We start from the raw sequence: 15,890 nt of genomic DNA, 5'->3' as shown, positions 1-15,890 counted from the left end.
CGCAGTAGCGGGCAGGCGCTCAGCGCCGGCGCACCAGCAGCGTGACCGCGCCGCCGACGATCGCGAGCACCGCGACTCCGAGGAACAGCAGCAGGAATCCGCCGGCCGCCGCGTCGGTCGCGCCGCTTCCCGCCTCCAGCATCGCGGAGGTGCGGGCGGAGGCGATCCCACCGAGGACCGCGAGTCCGAGCGCGCCGCCGATCTGCTGCGCGGTGTTGACCAGGCCGCTGGCGAGACCGGACTCCGACTCCGGCACGCCGCGGACGGCGAGCTGGGTGACGGTGACGAAGGAGGCGCCCAGTCCGAGACCGATCACGATGCTCGGCAGGATGAACCCGGCGACGAACCCGGTGCCGCCCGCCAGGGCGAACCAGACGACTCCGGCCGCGAGCACGACGAGCGCACCGGCCAGCGTCGGGCGCAGCCCGGCCCGGGCGACGACGGCGGGGACCACTCCGGCGATCGCGACGAGGGCGACGGCGAGCGGCAGCTGGCTGAGTCCGGCCGCCAGCGCATCCAGGTGCAGGACCTCCTGCAGGTAGACCGAGAGCGCGAAGAACAGCGCGACCGTGGCGCCGCCGACCAGCAGCATCACGATGTCCCCGGCGAGGGCGTCGCGGTTGCGGAAGAAGGAGAACGGCAGCAGGGCGTGCTCGGTGCGGCGCTCGATCAGCACGAACGCGGTGAGCAGGACAACGGCGGCGGCCGCGAGGCCCAGCACGATCGGGTTCGTCCAGCCGAGCGTGCCGCCCTCGCTGAGCGCGGCGACAGCCGCTGCGAGTCCGAGCGTGGCGGTCGCGGCACCGGCCGCATCCATCCGCTCCGCACTGCCCGCCCGGTCGCGGTTGATCAGGAACGGGATGACGACGAGCACGAGGACGCCGACCGGAACGTTCACGAAGAAGACCGCGGACCAGCCGAAGGCGGCGGTGAGCACGCCGCCGAGCAGGACGCCCGCGGCGCTCCCCATCCCGGCCACGGCACCCCACAGGCCCAGCGCCTTGCCACGCGCCTCGGCGTCGGGGAAGAGCTGCGTGAGGAGTGCGAGCGACGCCGGCGCCAGCAGCGCGGCGAAGGCGCCCTGCACGGCCCGTGCGCCGAGCAGCATGGTGCCGTTCACCGCGAGACCGGCGGCGAGCGAGGCCAGCGCGAAGCCCGCCACGCCGACGAGGAACACCCGGCGGTGCCCGAAGCGGTCGGCGAGTCGGCCGCCGAGCAGGAGCAGGCCGCCGAAGGGGAGGACGTATGCGGTCACCACCCAGGCGAGCGCGGCGGTGTCGAGCCCCAGGGCGGTGCCGACGGTCGGCAGGGCGATGTTCACGATGGAGGCGTCGAGCACCACCAGGAACTGGGCGAGGGCGAGGACGCTGAGCGCCCACCAGCGGTGGCTGCTGCGGGAGGTGGCGGCGCGCGGAGTCGCGACCACGGGAGCGGTGTGTGTCATCATTGTTCTGCCTTTCGTGTGAGTGATTGATCAATCACTTTCGGATGCCGGAAAAAGCCGGCTGAATGGATGGTGCGGTCAGGGGTGCCGGATGCCGTTCGTGAGCGTGCGCGCCCACTCCTCGGGGATCTCCTCGAGGCCCGCGGTGGCCACGAGGTGGCACAGCTGCCCGTAGGCGATGAAGCGCTGCACGGCGTCGGGGTCGGCGCCCGAGCGGATGCCGGCGAAGCGGGTGATGCGCGCCAGGCCCCGGCGCAGGGCCTCCCGGATCTCCGGGGTGTCGGAGGCCGACTGCGCGTGCACCTGGAGCATGAGCAGCGAGCGGTCGGAGATGAGCTCGGCGTACGCGTCGCCCATCCGGTCGAGGATCGCCGTGGGGGTCTCCCCGTCGGCGGCCCGCGCGCCGTCCTCCAACGCCTGCTCGATGCGCTCGAAGCACCGCTCGAGCGCCGCCACGAACAGGCCCTCCTTGCTCGGGAAGAGCTTGAAGACGTACGCGGGCGAGATGTCGGCGGCGCTGGCGACCGCTGCGATCGGGGTGCCGAGGTAGCCGCCGACCGCGAAGGTCGCGATCGCGCTGTCGAGCACCGCCTCGCGGCGGTCGTCTGCGGTGGAGAGGGTTCGTGTCATGTGAGTGACTGTACACTCACTCTTCTCGACGTGTCAACGATCGCTGCGAATTCCGTCCGCGATCAGGTCCGCCGGGTCGCGTCCTGCACTTCGCCGACCAGCTCCTCGATGATGTCCTCGAGGAACAGCACGCCGGCGGTCGCGCCCTCGCCGTCGACAACGCGGGCCAGGTGGCTGCCGGACCGGCGCATGGTGGCCAGCGCGTCCTCCAGGTCGCTGCCGGAGAACACGGTCACCAGGCGGCGGATGCGCTTCGCGGGCACGGGGAGCTCGAAGCCGGTCTCCTCCAGGTCGAGCACGTCCTTGAGGTGGAGGTAGCCGGTCGGCTCGCCGTCGGCGTCCGGGACGACGTACCGCGAGAAGCCGTGCTTCGCGACGGCCTTCTCGACGTCCTTCGGCGTGGGGGAGGACGGCAGGGTGACGAGCGCGTCGAGCGCGACGGCGACATCCCGAACCTTCTTCTCGGTGAACTCGAACGCCGCGGTCAGTGCTCCCGTGCGGTCGGTGAGCACACCCTCCCTCGTCGACTGCGACACGATCGTCGCCACCTCGTCGAGGGTGAACGTGCTCGCGGCCTCGTCCTTCGGTTCGACGCGGAACAGCCGCAGCACGGCGTTCGCGCTGGCGTTCAGGGCCACGATGATCGGCCGCACGGCACGTCCGATGCCGACGAGCGGCGGCGCCAGCAGGAGCGCGGCCTTGTCGGGCATCGAGAACGAGATGTTCTTCGGCACCATCTCGCCGAAGACCACGTGCAGGAACGAGACGACCACCAGCGCCACGATGAACGCGATGGTGCCGATGACCTCCTCCGACCAGCCGGTCGCGTGCAGCGGCACCTCCAGCAGGTGGTGGATGGCGGGCTCCGAGACGTTCAGGATCAGCAGCGAGCACACCGTGATGCCGAGCTGCGTGGTCGCCAGCATCAGGGTCGCGTGCTCCATCGCGAACAGCGCCGTCTTGGCGCTCCGCTTGCCCCGCTCCGCGAGCGGCTCGATCTGCGAGCGGCGGGCAGAGATGACGGCGAACTCCGCGCCGACGAAGAAGGCGTTGACGGCAAGCAGCACGACGAGCCACGCGATCCCGGCCCAGTCACTCATGGGCGGCCCCCTCGCCGTACGCGCTCTTCCCGTTCCCGGCTTCGCCCACGGGCACCGGGTCCGGCGTGTACCGGATGCGGTCGACGCGCCGGCCGTCCAGACGCTCGACGCGCAGGGTTCCTCCGTCGATGACGACCTCGTCGCCCACCTTCGGCAGGCGCCCCAGCTCGTTCATGACGAACCCGGCGACGGTCTCGTACGGGCCCTCCTCCGGCACGGTGACGCCGGCGCGCTCCTCCAGCTCGTCGGGGCGCAGGATGCCGGGGAACGTGATCGAGTCGCGGCCGCGGATGACGCCGGCGCGCGTGCGGTCGTGCTCGTCCGCGACCTCGCCCACGATCTCCTCGACCAGGTCTTCGAGAGTCGCGATGCCGGACGTGCCGCCGTACTCGTCGACGACGATCGCCAGCTGGTAGCCGCGCCCGCGCAGCTCGCCGAGCAGGGTGTCCAGGTTCATGGTCTCGGGCACGCGCAGCGGGTCGGTCATCAGCGCGGACGCCGGAACGCGGCCGCGGCGCTGCCGGGGCACGGCGACCGCCTGCTTGACGTGCACCACGCCGAGCACGTCGTCGATGTCGTCGCCGATCACCGGGAAGCGGGAGTACCCGGTGCGGCGCGCCAGCTCGGCGACGGCCTGGGCGGACTCCGTGCGCTGCACCGCCTCGATCCGCGGCCGGGGCGTCATGACGTCCGAGGCGTTGCGCGACGAGAACGCCAGCGTGCGGCTGAGCAGCGTCGCCGTGTCCTCCTCCAGCACGCCGGCGCTCGCGGAGCGGCGGACCAGGGACGACAGCTCATCGGCCGTGCGCGCGCCCGACAGCTCCTCCTTCGGCTCGATGCCGAGCAGACGGAGGAACCCGTTGGCGGTGCCGTTCAGCAGCGCCACGAACGGCCGGAACACGGTGGTGAACACCGTCTGGAACGGGATCACCAGCTTGGCCGTCGCCAGCGGCAGCGCGAGCGCGAAGTTCTTGGGGACCAGCTCGCCGAGGATCATCGACAGCAGGGTCGCCACGGCGATGGCGACGATCGTCGCGATCGGGGTGACCGCCCCCTCCGGGAGCCCGGTCGCCGTCAGCGGCCCGCGCAGGAGCGAGCTGATGGCCGGCTCCATCGTGTAACCGGTGAGCAGCGTGGTCAGCGTGATGCCGAGCTGGGCGCTCGACAGGTGGGTCGACGTGATCTTCAGCGCCGCGATCGTCATGGTGAGCCGCGACTCGCCGCGCTCCCGCCGGGCCTCCAGGTCGCCTCGGTCGAGATTGACGAGGGCGAACTCGCTGGCGACGAACAAACCGGTGCCGATCGTGAGAAGCAGGCCGACGCCCAGCATGATCCACTCAGAGAGCACGGCGTTCACCTCGCACGCTCCGTCGCGGGCGCGCCGGGAGGAATGGGCTACAAGAGGGAGGGTCGTCCATGTGACGGCCAGTATATCGAGGCGGGATGCGGTGCCTGCGGGACTTCTCAGGCGGATTCCCAGCCGTGAGGGCGAGGGGTAGACCCGCGATTCCAGGAGCAGAGCGAGCCTCCGACGCGCGTAGCATGCCGCGCGGATGAAGGAGGAATTCTCATGTTGGAGACGTGTGTCACGTACTCCGTCCTTCCTGCCTCCGACCTGCGGCGGGCCACTGCGTGGTACCGCGACAAGCTGGAGCTCGAACCGGAGCAGACGAACGAGGGCGGCGTGCTGTACGGCACGGGGTCGGACGCCAAGATCTACGTGTACGAGACGGCCAATGCCGGCACCGCGAAGAACACCTCGATGTGCTGGCTGGTCGACGACATCGAGGCGACGATGGCGCACCTGCGCGAGCGGGGGGTCGAGTTCGCGGACTACGACTTCCCCGGGCTCACGACGGTGAACGGCATCGCCACCGACGAGATGGGGCGGTCGGCCTGGTTCCAGGACAGCGAGGGCAACTATCTCTGCCTGACGCAGCCGACCTGACCTCGGGCGGCGCAGTTCAGCGGCGCCAGCGCGCCCGCAGGTACTGCGGCGGCCAGTACCCGATCTCGACGCCCAGCTCGTGGGCGGCGCGGAGGGGGAAGTGCGGGTCGCGCAGCAGCTCGCGGGCGAGCATGACGGCGTCCGCCTGACCGCTCTCGACGATCTCGGCGGCCTGCTGGGGCGTCGTGATGAGCCCGACCGCGCTCACATCCACATCGGAAGTGCTCCGCACGTGGTGCGCGAACGGAACCTGGTAGCCGGGCTCGAGCGGGATGCGGATGCCCGCCTGGATGCCGCCGCTGGAGATGTCGAAGAAGTCGGCTCCGGCATCCTGGGCCCAGGTGGCGACGGTCGCCGTCTGGTGCTCGTCCCAGCCGCCCTCGGTCCAGTCGCTGGCGGAGAAGCGGACGAACAGGGGAGCGTCGGGCGCCTCCTCGCGCACCGCGGCGATCACGCGGAGCAGCAGGCGCGCCCGGTTCTCCAGCGAGCCGCCGTACTCGTCCGTGCGCCGATTGGAGATCGGGGACAGGAACTCGTGCAGCAGGTAGCCGTGCGCGGCGTGCAGCTCGAGCACACGGAAGCCGGCCTCGATCGACCGGCGTGTCGCGGAGCGGAAGTCGTCGACGACCTTGTCGATACCGGCCAGGTCGAGCTCCTGCGGGACGTCGTAGCCCTCGAAGGCGACGGCCGACGGGGCGACGGTGCGCCAGCCTCCCTCGCTCTCCGGCACGGTGCCGGTGCGGCCCTCGAAGCCCCAGGCGGCCCAGGTCGACGCCTTGCGGCCGGCATGGGCGAGCTGGATGCCGGGGACGGCGCCCTGTTCCTCGATGAAGGCGACGATCGGCGTCCACGCGTCGCGCTGCTCGTCCGTCCAGATCCCCGTGTCCTGCGGGCTGATGCGGCCCTCCGGGCTGACCGCGGTCGCCTCGCTGAAGACGATGCCGCTCCCGCCCGTGGCCAGGGAGCCCAGGTGGACCAGGTGCCACGTGTTCGGGACGCCGGACTGGTCCAGCACCGAGTACTGGCACATCGGCGAGGCCCAGATGCGGTTGCGCGCGGTCACGCCGCGCAGGGTCAGGGGATCGAAAAGAGAGGGCATGTCGTTATCTAAGACCCCAGGGCGTCGAGATATGCCCGGAGGTCCCGAGGAGTCGTGAAGACGTGCCCTGCGATGCCGAGCGCTTCCGCTCCGCGCACGTTGGCCTCCTTGTTGTCGATGAAGACCGTCCGGTCGGGCGTCACGCCGAGTTCCGCCATCACGTGCTCGAAGATGTCGGCGCTCGGCTTGATCGTGCCGAGCTCCCCGCTCACGAAGACCTTCTCGAAGAGGTCGCCGAGCGTCCCGTGCCGGAAGTAGGACCCGAAGTCGCGTCCCGCGTTCGAGAGCAGCGCCATCCGGGTGCCGCCGGCCTTGAGGTCGAGCAGCACGTCGAGCGTGTCGTGGTCGATGGTGAGCCAGCTGCGGAAGTCGGCCAGCCACAGCCGGTGGATGGTCGCGTCGCCCCAGCTCTCGCCGAGCTCCCGCTCGATGCCGCGCCAGTACGACTGGATGCTGAGGGTGCCCTGGTCCAGCGCATCCCGGTGCCGCCAGTACGCGGGCCAGAACACCTCGGCCTCTCCGCCGGCGAGTTCGGCCAGCGCGGCGCGGTCCTCCTTCGTGGGGGTCGTCGAGATGACCTCTCCGTAGTCGAACACGACCACCTTGCCGGGGATGCTGATCGCCATGCCCCCAACCTATCGCGGGGTCCTATCGTGAGGTCGGATGGGGTTCGATGGTGGCGGGCGCGCGTGCGCTCGGCGGCGACGAGGAGCGGAGGCGGCCGGTGACCGGATGGCGGAGCTGGGACGAGGGGGACGCGGCGGCCTGGATCGCCGTCCCGCAGGAGTCGAGCGACAAGTACTCGCGCGGCGTGCTCGGGGTGGTGACCGGTTCGGACCGTTACCCGGGCGCGGCCGTGCTCGGCGTCGAGGGGGCGTCGCGCACCGGGGTCGGCATGATCCGGTACCTGGGGGCCGACCGGCCCGCCGACCTGGTGATGCGGCGGCGGCCCGAGATCGTGACCGCACCGGGACGGGTGCAGGGCTGGCTGATCGGCTCCGGCATGGATGCGTCCTCACGGCCGGACGACGACGCCCAGCGCCTGCGCGCGGCCCTGCGCGACGGCACGCCGCTGGTGATCGACGCCGGCGCGCTCGACCTGGTCGGCCGGGCGTCCGCGCCGGTCATCGTCACGCCGCACTTCCGCGAGCTGGCGACGGTGCTCGCGTCCGGCGCCGATGACGACTCGGACGCGGTGACGGCCGACGACATCGCCGCCGACCCCGGCGACTGGGCGATGCGCGCCGCGGACAGCCTGGGCGTGACCGTGCTGCTGAAGGGCCACACCACCTACGTGGCGGCCCCGGGCGGTCCGCGCTACACGGTGACGGCCGGACCGGCGTGGCTGGCGACCGCCGGCAGCGGCGACGTCCTCGGAGGGGTGCTGGGCGCCCTCGTCGCGACGCACGCGCGCGAGATCGACGAGGACGGGCACGCGGCGCTCGCCGCCCTCGGCGCCACCGCCGCCTGGGTGCACGGCCGGGCGGGGGAGCGGGCGGCGGACGGCGGCCCCATCGTGGCGCTCGACATCGTGGGAGCGCTGCCCGGTGTGGTGCGGGATCTGGTCCGCGCGCGGCGCTGACCGGTACCGTCTGACCGCTGGCCGTCCGCAGTTCAGGAGCCCGATCACGGCATCCCCTAGGATGTGGCGACATGGGGATGGAAGCGGCGCCGGTTCCCGCCCCGGCGACCCCGCGCGCGGAACCCGGAGCCCTCCGCCGTGCCGCCTACAGCCCGCTCTCGCTGTGGATCGCGTTCCTCGTCGTCCACCTGATCATCGCCGGACTCGCGCTCGACCAGGGCAAGGGCCTCGGGGACGTGTTCCTCGTCTACAAGCCCTGGGCTCAGCTGGCGGCGCAGGGCACCCAGATCGTCGGCGTCAACTCGGACTGGGTGTACCCGTTCGGCGCCATCGTGCCGATCATGCTCCCGCTCCTGTTCGGCAGCGACGGGTACGTGTGGGGCTGGCTGAACCTGGTCACGCTGCTCAACGCGGCCGCCTTCGCCGTGCTGATCGTGGGGCGCGAGCCGCGCCGCATGATCGCCGCCTGGTGGTGGCTCGCGTTCCTGCTGCTGCTCGGCCCGATCGCGGTGGGACGCCTGGACGCGGTCTCCGCCTCCCTCGCGATCGTCGGGCTGCTCTGGCTGACCCTGCACGAGCGGGCGGCCGTCGTGGTGCTGACCGCGGCGACGTGGATCAAGGTGTGGCCCGCCGCCATCCTGCTCGCCGCCGTCGTCGCCCTGCGCTCGCGCTGGCACATCGTGGTCGTCGCGGTGGTCACCTCCGCGGTGATCGCCGCGGTGCCGCTGATCTTCGGCGCCGGATGGCACCTCCTGAGTTTCATCACCATGCAGACCGACCGCGGACTGCAGATCGAGGCGCCGGTCAGCACCATCTGGATGTGGCAGGCCGCGTTCCACGTGCCGGGCGCCGAGGTCTACTACGACCGTCAGCTGCTCACCTTCCAGGTCAGCGGGCAGGGGACGGCGGCTGCGGGTTCGCTCATGAACCCGCTGTTCGCCCTGACCGCGATCGTGGTCACGCTGATCGGAGTGCGCGCGGTCCGGCGGGGAACGCCGTACACGCGCATCCTGCCCGAGCTGTCGCTCGCGCTGGTGACCGCATTCATCGCGTTCAACAAGGTCGGGTCGCCGCAGTACGTGGTGTGGCTCGCGGCGCCGGTCGTGATCGGGCTCGCGTACCAGGGCAGGGGGTTCCGCATCCCCGCCATCCTGGTGCTCGTCACGGCGGGGCTCACGCAGGTGTTCTACCCGTTCCTGTACGACTGGCTGCTCGTGCCCGACCCCGCGATGGTCGCGGTGCTGACGCTGCGCAACCTGATGTACTTCGTGATCCTCGGCTGGACCGTCGCCGCCCTCTGGCGGAAACGGCACCGCCAGGAGGCGGCCGGCGACCTGGTGCCGGCGCATGCATGGCCGTTCCGCTCGGCGCCCGGGGCGCACGCGGAACCGGTCGGGGGCGACCCGCGCTGACGTGACCCGCGCCGAGGCGCGGACGGAAGAAGGAGGAAGACATGCTGGTGGCATTCTCAGTAGCTCCGAGCGGGGGCGAAGGCGCGGACGCGTCGGTGCACGACGCGGTCGCGGCGGCGGTGCGCGTGGTGCGCGAATCGGGCCTCCCGAATCGCACGGACGCGATGTTCACGACCATCGAGGGCGAGTGGGATGAGGTGTTCGACGTCGTCCGCCGGGCGACCGAGGCGGTGGGGCGCTACGGGACGCGGGTGTCGCTCGTCCTGAAGGCGGACATCCGCCCCGGGTATTCGGGCGAGCTCGACGGCAAGGTGCAGCGCCTGGAGGCTGCGCTGGAGTCGGGCGACTGACGTGGACGTCTACACGCTGGTCAGCCTCGTCTTCGGACTCCTCGTCGCGTTCGGGCCGTTCCTGGCGATCGTGGCGGTGCTCGTCGGAGGGCTGCTGGTCGGCTGCGTGATCGTGGCGATCGTCGGAGCCGTGCGAACCCGCGTCGCACCCCCCGAGGAGACGCGCGACGTCGACGTGGCCGAGTTCTTCGAGGAGCAGACCGCGGCGGCGGCCGCGGCGGCGGCGGCGCCGGCCGCGCCTGGCGGCGAGCCACGCGCCTAGGCGCGCCCCGCCGGCGTCTGTCGCGGGACATTCGTGCCGAATGTCCCCTCTACCCTCGTCTTTCCCGCCATTCGGCACGAATGAGCCCAAGAACCGGTCGCCACTTTCGGGGGACATTCGTGCCGAATGTCCCTTCTGCGCGGGTCTTTCGCGACATTCGGCACGAATGCCCGCTCCCGCCGGCGCGGTCCCGTTCGCACATTCGTGCCGAATGTCGCCTCTGCGCCGGGCATTCCCGACATTCGGCACGAATGTCGGCCCAGGAGCGCGCGCGATTTGTGCCAAATCGCGGTTATGGGGGCGCGATAACCGCGATTTGGCACAAATCGTGGGGCGGGGTGGGCGGGTCGAAACGATTCGATATAGGGTAAGCGAGTGACCCCGCTTATCGACGGGCCGACGCAGATGTCGTCGGCCCGTAGTCGTCTTGCGCTGCTGGCGCTCGCCCTCGGTGGCTTCGGCATCGGCTCCACCGAGTTCGTGGCGATGGGCCTGCTGCCCAACATCGCCCACGACCTGCTGCCGCAGCTGTACGCCGCGTCCCCGAGCGACGCCAACGCGCAGGCGGGGTGGATCATCTCGGCGTACGCCCTCGGGGTCGTGGTCGGCGCACCGACGATCGCCGCGTTCGCCGCGCGGTGGCCGCGCAAGAAGCTGCTGCTGTGGCTGCTCGTCGCGTTCACGCTCGGGACGGTCGCCTCGGCGGTCGCCCCCACGTTCCAGCTCGTGATGCTGGCGCGCTTCGTCTCTGCGCTGCCGCACGGCGCCTACTTCGGCATCGCGTCCCTGGTCGCCGCGTCGCTGATGGGCCCGGGCAAGCGCGGCCGCGGCGTGGCGTTCGTGCTGTCGGGGCTCACCATCGCGAACGTGATCGGCGTGCCGACCATCACCTGGATCGGCCAGCACAGCGGCTGGCGCATCGCCTACCTGGTGGTCGCCGCGCTGTTCGCCCTCACGTTCGTGGCGGTCGCGTTCCTGGTGCCGTGGCAGGCGGGCGACGCCCGCGCGACCGTCCGGAACGAGCTGAAGGCGTTCACGCGGCTGCAGGTCTGGCTGGCGCTGCTGATCGGCGCCGTCGGGTTCGGCGGCTTCTTCGCCGTCTACACGTACATCGCGCCGATCGTGACCACGATCACGGGGATGCCGGAGGCGACCGTCCCGCTCGTCCTCGTCCTCGCTGGACTGGGCATGACGGTCGGCAACATCATCGGCGGCCGCGCGGCCGACCACAGCGTCCCGCGCAGCATGCTGCTGTTCTTCGCCATCCTGCTCGTCGGGCTGGCCGCCCTTTGGCTCACCGCATCCACCGTCGCCGGCCTGCTCATCTCGGTGTTCGTGGTGTCGGGCGCGTGCTCGGCGCTGTCGCCGACCATCCAGACCCGGCTGATGGATGTGGCGCGCGACAGCCAGTCGATCGCCGCGGCGCTCAACCACTCGGCGCTCAACATCGCGAACGCCGCCGGGGCGTTCTTCGGCGGTCTGACGATCGCCGCCGGGCTGGGCTACCTGTCGCCGGTCGTGGTGGGCGGGCTGCTCGCCATCGGCGGCATCCTGCTGGCGCTGATCTCGTTCGGAATCGACCGGTCACGCATCCGCCGCGGGGTGGCTACCGGCTCGGTCGCGGCCCAGCGGCCCCTTCCGGAGCCGGTCTCCGCGCCCGTCGACTGACGGCCGCGCCAGACCGCGCGGCCTCAGTCGTTCTGCAGCAGGATGCCGTCCTGGATGGCGCGCTTCCGCAGGGCGACTTTGGTTCCGACGTCGTAGCCGGCCACCCGGTACTTCTCGCGGATGCGCTTGAGGTAGCTCTTCGCCGTCTCGTCCGAGATGCCGAGTTGGAAGGCGACGGCCTTGACCGGCTCGCCCGCGCCGTAGAGGGCCATCACGCGGCGCTCCTGGGCGCTGAGCTTCGGCGCGCCGCCGGCCTCACCGGCGTTCAGCGCCAGGTCGAGCTCGGCCGAGATGAACGACTCGCCCTTGCGGGCGGCGCGGATCGCCTCGACGATCATCTCCGCATCCTCGCTCTTGACGAGGTAGCCCATCGCGCCCGCGGCCAGCGCCTCGCGGACGACCGCAGGCTCCGAGTACGTGCTCATGAGCACGGTCGCGACGCCGGTCGTCTTCAGCGTGGAGAGCTTCAGCGAGATCGGGATGTTGTCCTTCAGGTCGAGGTCGAGCAGCACGACGTCGACCGGGAACTCGGGGTGCGTCAGCAGCTCCGGCCAGCTCGCCACGGCGGCGACCATGCGGATGTCGTCCGCAGCGCTGCGGATCCATTCGGTCAGCGCGCCGAGCAGCATCTTGTGGTCGTCGACGATCGCGATCCGAATCGGCGGTTCCTCGCCCATGCTGTGCCTCTTTCTATCCGTTCGGCTGGTTCAGCCCAGCTCGGCAGAAGTGTCCCTCACCGTGGTGATCTCGATCCGCAGGGCCGATCCTGAGAACGACTCGACGTAGCGTCCCACCTTACGGATAGCTTGCCATGCCGCAGGGTCTACCCCGTTTCGCGGCACACCGCTGGTCTCGATCGCGATCGTCATGGTCGCGCCGGGGTTCGCGGTGCGCGGGTACGTTCCGATCGGTCGGGAGAGGTCGAGCGTGAGGGTCCGCGGTTGTCCGGCGCCCGTGCGGACCGGGTCGCTGATCAGCAGCCAGACGGCGGTGAGGAGGCCGTCGCGCTGGTCGCGGTTGAGCCCGGCGGCCAGACCGTCCGGGTCGGTCAGGGTGACCGACGGGCCCAGCAGGGCCGACTCGGTGACCGCGTGGTAGAGCCACGTCTCCTTGCGGCCCTGGATGAGGTGGAGGCGCAGCTCGGTGGCGATGCTGGCCGCCGCGTCCGCCGTATCCTCGTCGAGGGGGAGCGCGGTGCGACCCGTCGCGACGCCGTCGAGCAGGCGCTCTGCCGCGAGGTCGAGCCGCGCGAGCTCCTCGGAGGCGAGCATCCCGATGGCGTAGCCGGGCGAGACGACCGTGCTCTGCACCTGCACCAGGTCGAGCTCGAGCTGCACCAGGGTGCGCAGCGAGCGGACGATCTGGACGCCGACGAGCGGGGGAGCGACCGCGACCGCGATCGTCGCGAAGCCCGGCCCGAGCAGCTGGAGGTCGGGGAGGGCCCGCCAGATCACCACGACGGACAGGACCGTGCCGAGCGCCGCCGTCGCTATCACGATGTCGCGCGCGGGACGCACGGGCACGCAGAGCAGCAGCGCGGGGCCGACGGCCGCCGCCGCGGTGAGCGGGACGATCGCTCCGCCGACCGGCCAGGTGCCGGCGATGTCGAGCACGACCGCCGCCGCCCACACCCCGAGAGCGCCGAGGAACAGCCAGAGCGGCAGCTCGTCGGGCAGCCGGAAGCGGAGCACCAGCGCCGCGATGAGCGTGATCGCGACGAGCACCCAGGCGGCGATCGTGAGGCCCAGGAACGGATACTCCGGCACGTTCAGCCCGAACAGGATGAGCAGGAACGCGATCAGGGAGACGGTCGCGACGTTGAAGCCGAGGTCGAGTCGTGCGCGGCCGAGCGCGTCCCGCTCGTCACCGGCGGCGCCGCGCGCCATCGGGCTGCGGGGCACCGTCCGTTCGTCCACGCGCGTCATTTGGGCACCTCCAGCACCACGGTCGTCCCGCTGCCGGGCGAGGAGAACAGGCGGGCGTTGCCGCCGACGTCGCGCAGCCGGGCGACGATCGACTCGGTGAAGCCGAGCCTCCCGGTGTCGATCGTCTCGACGTCGAAGCCCTTGCCCGCGTCGGTGACCATGGCCCGGACGTTCGTCTCGTCGTCCGTGATCGTCACGTGGGCCTCGTTGACGCCGGAGTGCCGGCGGACGTTCTCCAGGCACTCGCCGAGGGCGAGCAGGAACGCATCGAGCACGTCGGACGGCAGCAGCACCTGCCCGGCGCCGTGCCAGTTGACCTCGAGCCCCATGCGCCGGAAGCGCTGCTTGACCGACTCCAGCGTCTTGCCGAGGGTGGACTCCTCCACCGGCTTGAGCTTGTAGTCGCCCGAGCGGGCCGGGTCGGGAGTGAAGCCGAGGCGCAGCTGCCGCAGCAGGGCCGCATCCTCGGCCGCCTGCTCCCGCAGCGCCGCGTGGCTGACGCCGACGCCGGAGTGCGCGAGCAGTGTGAGGGTCGCCAGCACGGTGTCGTGCAGCAGGCGGGCGCTCTGCCGGCGGCGCGCCTCCGTCTCGCTCGCCTGGCGCTCGACGCGGTACGCGCGGCTCATGGTGGAGATGCGCTTCAGGGTGCGGGGGACGGTGCGCGACAGCCAGACGCCGGTCGCGGTCAGCGCCACCCAGCCGGTGACGGTGAAGACGAGCGGCTCCGCGAGCCGCGAGTGCGTCATCCCGAGCGTCACGCCGAGAGCCGCCAGCGTCGCCGCGGCGGCGATCACGAGCAGCAGCACGCGGGTGCGGGAGGTGACGGCCAGCACGGCGACGCACGCGACGGAGGCCGCGCCGACCACCCCGACCGCGCTGATCGCGGAGGGCCCCAGGGCGGACCCGGGGAGCATGTGGAGCAGGATGAGCGCGACGCCCGCGACCACGATGACCCACATCCACAGGGTCAGCCGCAGCAGTCCGGCGAGCTGCCACTGCGCGTAGCCCAGGCAGACGACCAGCACGAGGGATGCCAGGTACAGCGGGAGCGGCAGCGAACCGGGCACACTCAGGCAGAGCAGCGAGGTGACCGTCGCGGTGAGGCCGACGGTGCGCGCCGTGGAGGCGAGGAGACGATCACGCTCCTTCTGGATGCGCGACATGCCCCTCCATCCTCCGTCAGCCCGCGAGGAGCCGTCGCAGCTGCTCGCTGACGGCGTCGTCCTCGATCAGGAACCCGTCGTGGCCGAAGTCCGAGCGGATCACCACTGGAACTCTACCGTCCAGCGTGTGCGGTACATGGTAGGCGATGCGTTCCTGTCCCTCGACGGGGAACAGGCGGTCGCTGTCGATGCCGACCACGAGGGTGCGCGCGGTGACCCGCGAGAGGGCGGCGGCCAGGCCCCCGCGACCGCGGCCGACGTCGTGGGAGTTCATCGCCTCGACCAGCGTGATGTAGCTGTTGGCGTCGAAGCGCCGGGTGAACTTGTTGCCGTGGAAGTCGAGGTACGACTCGACGGCGAACCGTCCGCCGCCGCCGAGCGGGCTGATCCCGCTCTGCCAGGCGCGCTGGAAGCGCTCGTTGAGCTCCGACGGGCTGCGGTAGTTGAGCAGCGCCATCCGCCGGGCGAGCGCGAGCCCGCGGTGCGGGCCGTCGCCGTCCTCGGCGTCGTAGTACTGGCCGCCGCGGAACAGCGGGTCCGTGCGCACCGCCTCCACCTGGACGGAGTTGAGCGCGATCTGGTCGGCGGTCGAGAACGGGGGAGCGGCGATCACGGCCAGGCGCTCGACCCGATCCGGGAAGGTGACGGCCCACTCGAGGGCCTGCATCCCGCCCATGGAGCCGCCGACGACGGCCGCCCAGCGGTCGATGCCGATCGTGTCGGCGAACGCGGCCTGAGCGTTGACCTGGTCGCGGATGGTGGTGAATGGGAACCGCGGACCCCACTCGGCGCCGTCGGGGGCGAGGGAGGCCGGTCCGGTGGTGCCCTGGCAGCCGCCCAGCATGTTCGGGACGACGACGAACCAGCGGTCCGTGTCGATGGCCTTGCCCGGCCCGATGATGCCCTGCCACCAGCCGGCGGTGCGGTGCCCGGGACCGGCGGCGCCGACCGCGTGGGAGTCGCCGGTCAGTGCGTGCAGCACCAGGACGGCGTTGTCGCGCTCCGGGGACAGCTCGCCCCAGGTCTCGTACGCGATCCGGACGTAGGGGAGGCTCTCGCGGCTCTCGAAGGCGAACGCGCCGATGCCGGCGAACTTCCGGTCTCCCGGTGCGTCCGACTCCTTCCAGGCGCCGCTCGCGGGCGGCTTGCCGAGCAGCGTCCTCGCCTGCGCCTCCGTGATGAAACTCGACGGCGCCGTGTCGGCGGATGTCTGCCACTCCATGCGTCCCATTCTCCCGTCTCGCGCGTTCCGCCCGCGCTCTGTTACGCCCCGCCTCCGCCCCGCCGTCGAGTACACGAAAAGTGCA

General features: G+C 71.4%; 16 protein-coding genes. 6 read left to right on the top strand and 10 right to left on the bottom strand.

Features of this window, described 5'->3' with window-relative positions; translation table 11 throughout:
- Positions 1-19: 19 nt before the first annotated feature.
- The 4 genes from ACTJI1_RS08795 to ACTJI1_RS08780 form a co-directional block, all read right to left on the bottom strand.
- Positions 20-1,447: a DHA2 family efflux MFS transporter permease subunit gene (locus ACTJI1_RS08795; protein ID WP_440742329.1), complete on the bottom strand. Its 1,428-nt coding sequence runs from the start codon at positions 1,445-1,447 to the stop codon at positions 20-22.
- Between the two features lie 75 nt (positions 1,448-1,522).
- On the bottom strand, positions 1,523-2,074 hold the full coding sequence (locus ACTJI1_RS08790) for a TetR/AcrR family transcriptional regulator (protein WP_440742328.1): 552 nt from the start codon (positions 2,072-2,074) through the stop codon (positions 1,523-1,525).
- A 62-nt stretch (positions 2,075-2,136) separates the two neighbouring features.
- Entirely contained in the window at positions 2,137-3,174 is a 1,038-nt protein-coding gene (locus ACTJI1_RS08785; RefSeq protein WP_310134797.1) for a hemolysin family protein, read from the bottom strand.
- Positions 3,167-4,504, bottom strand: a complete 1,338-nt coding sequence (locus ACTJI1_RS08780; protein ID WP_440742836.1) for a hemolysin family protein — start codon at positions 4,502-4,504, stop codon at positions 3,167-3,169. The genes ACTJI1_RS08785 and ACTJI1_RS08780 overlap by 8 nt, the downstream gene beginning before the upstream one ends.
- A gap of 240 nt (positions 4,505-4,744) precedes the next feature.
- Between ACTJI1_RS08780 and ACTJI1_RS08775 the strand changes: the two genes are divergently transcribed.
- Positions 4,745-5,122 (top strand): VOC family protein, encoded by a 378-nt coding sequence (locus tag ACTJI1_RS08775; protein ID WP_310134800.1) that lies wholly within the window; start codon positions 4,745-4,747, stop codon positions 5,120-5,122.
- Between the two features lie 16 nt (positions 5,123-5,138).
- Here the strand turns inward: ACTJI1_RS08775 and ACTJI1_RS08770 are convergent, their stop codons facing one another.
- On the bottom strand, positions 5,139-6,221 hold the full coding sequence (locus tag ACTJI1_RS08770; RefSeq protein ID WP_440742327.1) for an NADH:flavin oxidoreductase/NADH oxidase: 1,083 nt from the start codon (positions 6,219-6,221) through the stop codon (positions 5,139-5,141).
- 8 nt (positions 6,222-6,229) lie between these two features.
- A complete protein-coding gene (locus ACTJI1_RS08765) occupies positions 6,230-6,847 on the bottom strand; it encodes an HAD family hydrolase (RefSeq protein WP_440742326.1) in 618 nt (205 codons plus the stop codon).
- 47 nt (positions 6,848-6,894) lie between these two features.
- On the opposite strand from ACTJI1_RS08765, the gene ACTJI1_RS08760 reads away from it, so the two are divergent.
- The 5 genes from ACTJI1_RS08760 (at position 6,895) to ACTJI1_RS08740 (ending at position 11,495) form a co-directional block, all read left to right on the top strand.
- Complete coding sequence (locus ACTJI1_RS08760; protein ID WP_440742325.1) at positions 6,895-7,803, top strand: ADP-dependent NAD(P)H-hydrate dehydratase; 909 nt, start codon at positions 6,895-6,897, stop codon at positions 7,801-7,803.
- Positions 7,804-7,874: 71 nt separating this feature from the next.
- The gene (locus ACTJI1_RS08755; RefSeq protein ID WP_440742324.1) at positions 7,875-9,215 is read left to right on the top strand and encodes a hypothetical protein; all 1,341 of its coding nucleotides are present in this window, start codon (positions 7,875-7,877) and stop codon (positions 9,213-9,215) included.
- Positions 9,216-9,256: 41 nt separating this feature from the next.
- Positions 9,257-9,565 carry a thiamine-binding protein gene (locus tag ACTJI1_RS08750; RefSeq protein WP_310134811.1) on the top strand — a complete coding sequence of 103 codons (309 nt, stop codon included), beginning with the start codon at positions 9,257-9,259 and terminating at the stop codon, positions 9,563-9,565.
- Between the two features lies 1 nt (position 9,566).
- Positions 9,567-9,827: a hypothetical protein gene (locus ACTJI1_RS08745; protein ID WP_440742323.1), complete on the top strand. Its 261-nt coding sequence runs from the start codon at positions 9,567-9,569 to the stop codon at positions 9,825-9,827.
- Positions 9,828-10,202: 375 nt separating this feature from the next.
- Entirely contained in the window at positions 10,203-11,495 is a 1,293-nt protein-coding gene (locus tag ACTJI1_RS08740; protein WP_440742322.1) for an MFS transporter, read from the top strand.
- 23 nt (positions 11,496-11,518) lie between these two features.
- On the opposite strand, the gene ACTJI1_RS08735 is transcribed toward ACTJI1_RS08740, so the two are convergent.
- Genes ACTJI1_RS08735 through metX form a run of 4 tightly spaced genes read right to left on the bottom strand, consistent with a single transcriptional unit; the run spans position 11,519 to position 15,805 of the window.
- Positions 11,519-12,172 carry a response regulator transcription factor gene (locus ACTJI1_RS08735; protein ID WP_310134815.1) on the bottom strand — a complete coding sequence of 218 codons (654 nt, stop codon included), beginning with the start codon at positions 12,170-12,172 and terminating at the stop codon, positions 11,519-11,521.
- A gap of 30 nt (positions 12,173-12,202) precedes the next feature.
- On the bottom strand, positions 12,203-13,420 hold the full coding sequence (locus tag ACTJI1_RS08730) for a hypothetical protein (RefSeq protein WP_310134817.1): 1,218 nt from the start codon (positions 13,418-13,420) through the stop codon (positions 12,203-12,205).
- Positions 13,417-14,583 carry a sensor histidine kinase gene (locus ACTJI1_RS08725; RefSeq protein WP_440742321.1) on the bottom strand — a complete coding sequence of 389 codons (1,167 nt, stop codon included), beginning with the start codon at positions 14,581-14,583 and terminating at the stop codon, positions 13,417-13,419. The genes ACTJI1_RS08730 and ACTJI1_RS08725 overlap by 4 nt, the downstream gene beginning before the upstream one ends.
- 16 nt (positions 14,584-14,599) lie before the next feature.
- Positions 14,600-15,805, bottom strand: a complete 1,206-nt coding sequence (metX, locus tag ACTJI1_RS08720) for a homoserine O-acetyltransferase MetX (protein WP_440742320.1) — start codon at positions 15,803-15,805, stop codon at positions 14,600-14,602.
- Positions 15,806-15,890: the final 85 nt, after the last annotated feature.

This window comes from Leifsonia sp. 22587 (genome assembly GCF_052044215.1).
GTDB lineage: Bacteria > Actinomycetota > Actinomycetes > Actinomycetales > Microbacteriaceae > Leifsonia > Leifsonia shinshuensis_C.
The sequence above is the reverse complement of the archived record's forward strand: the minus strand, read 5'-3'. Positions and strand labels throughout refer to the sequence as shown.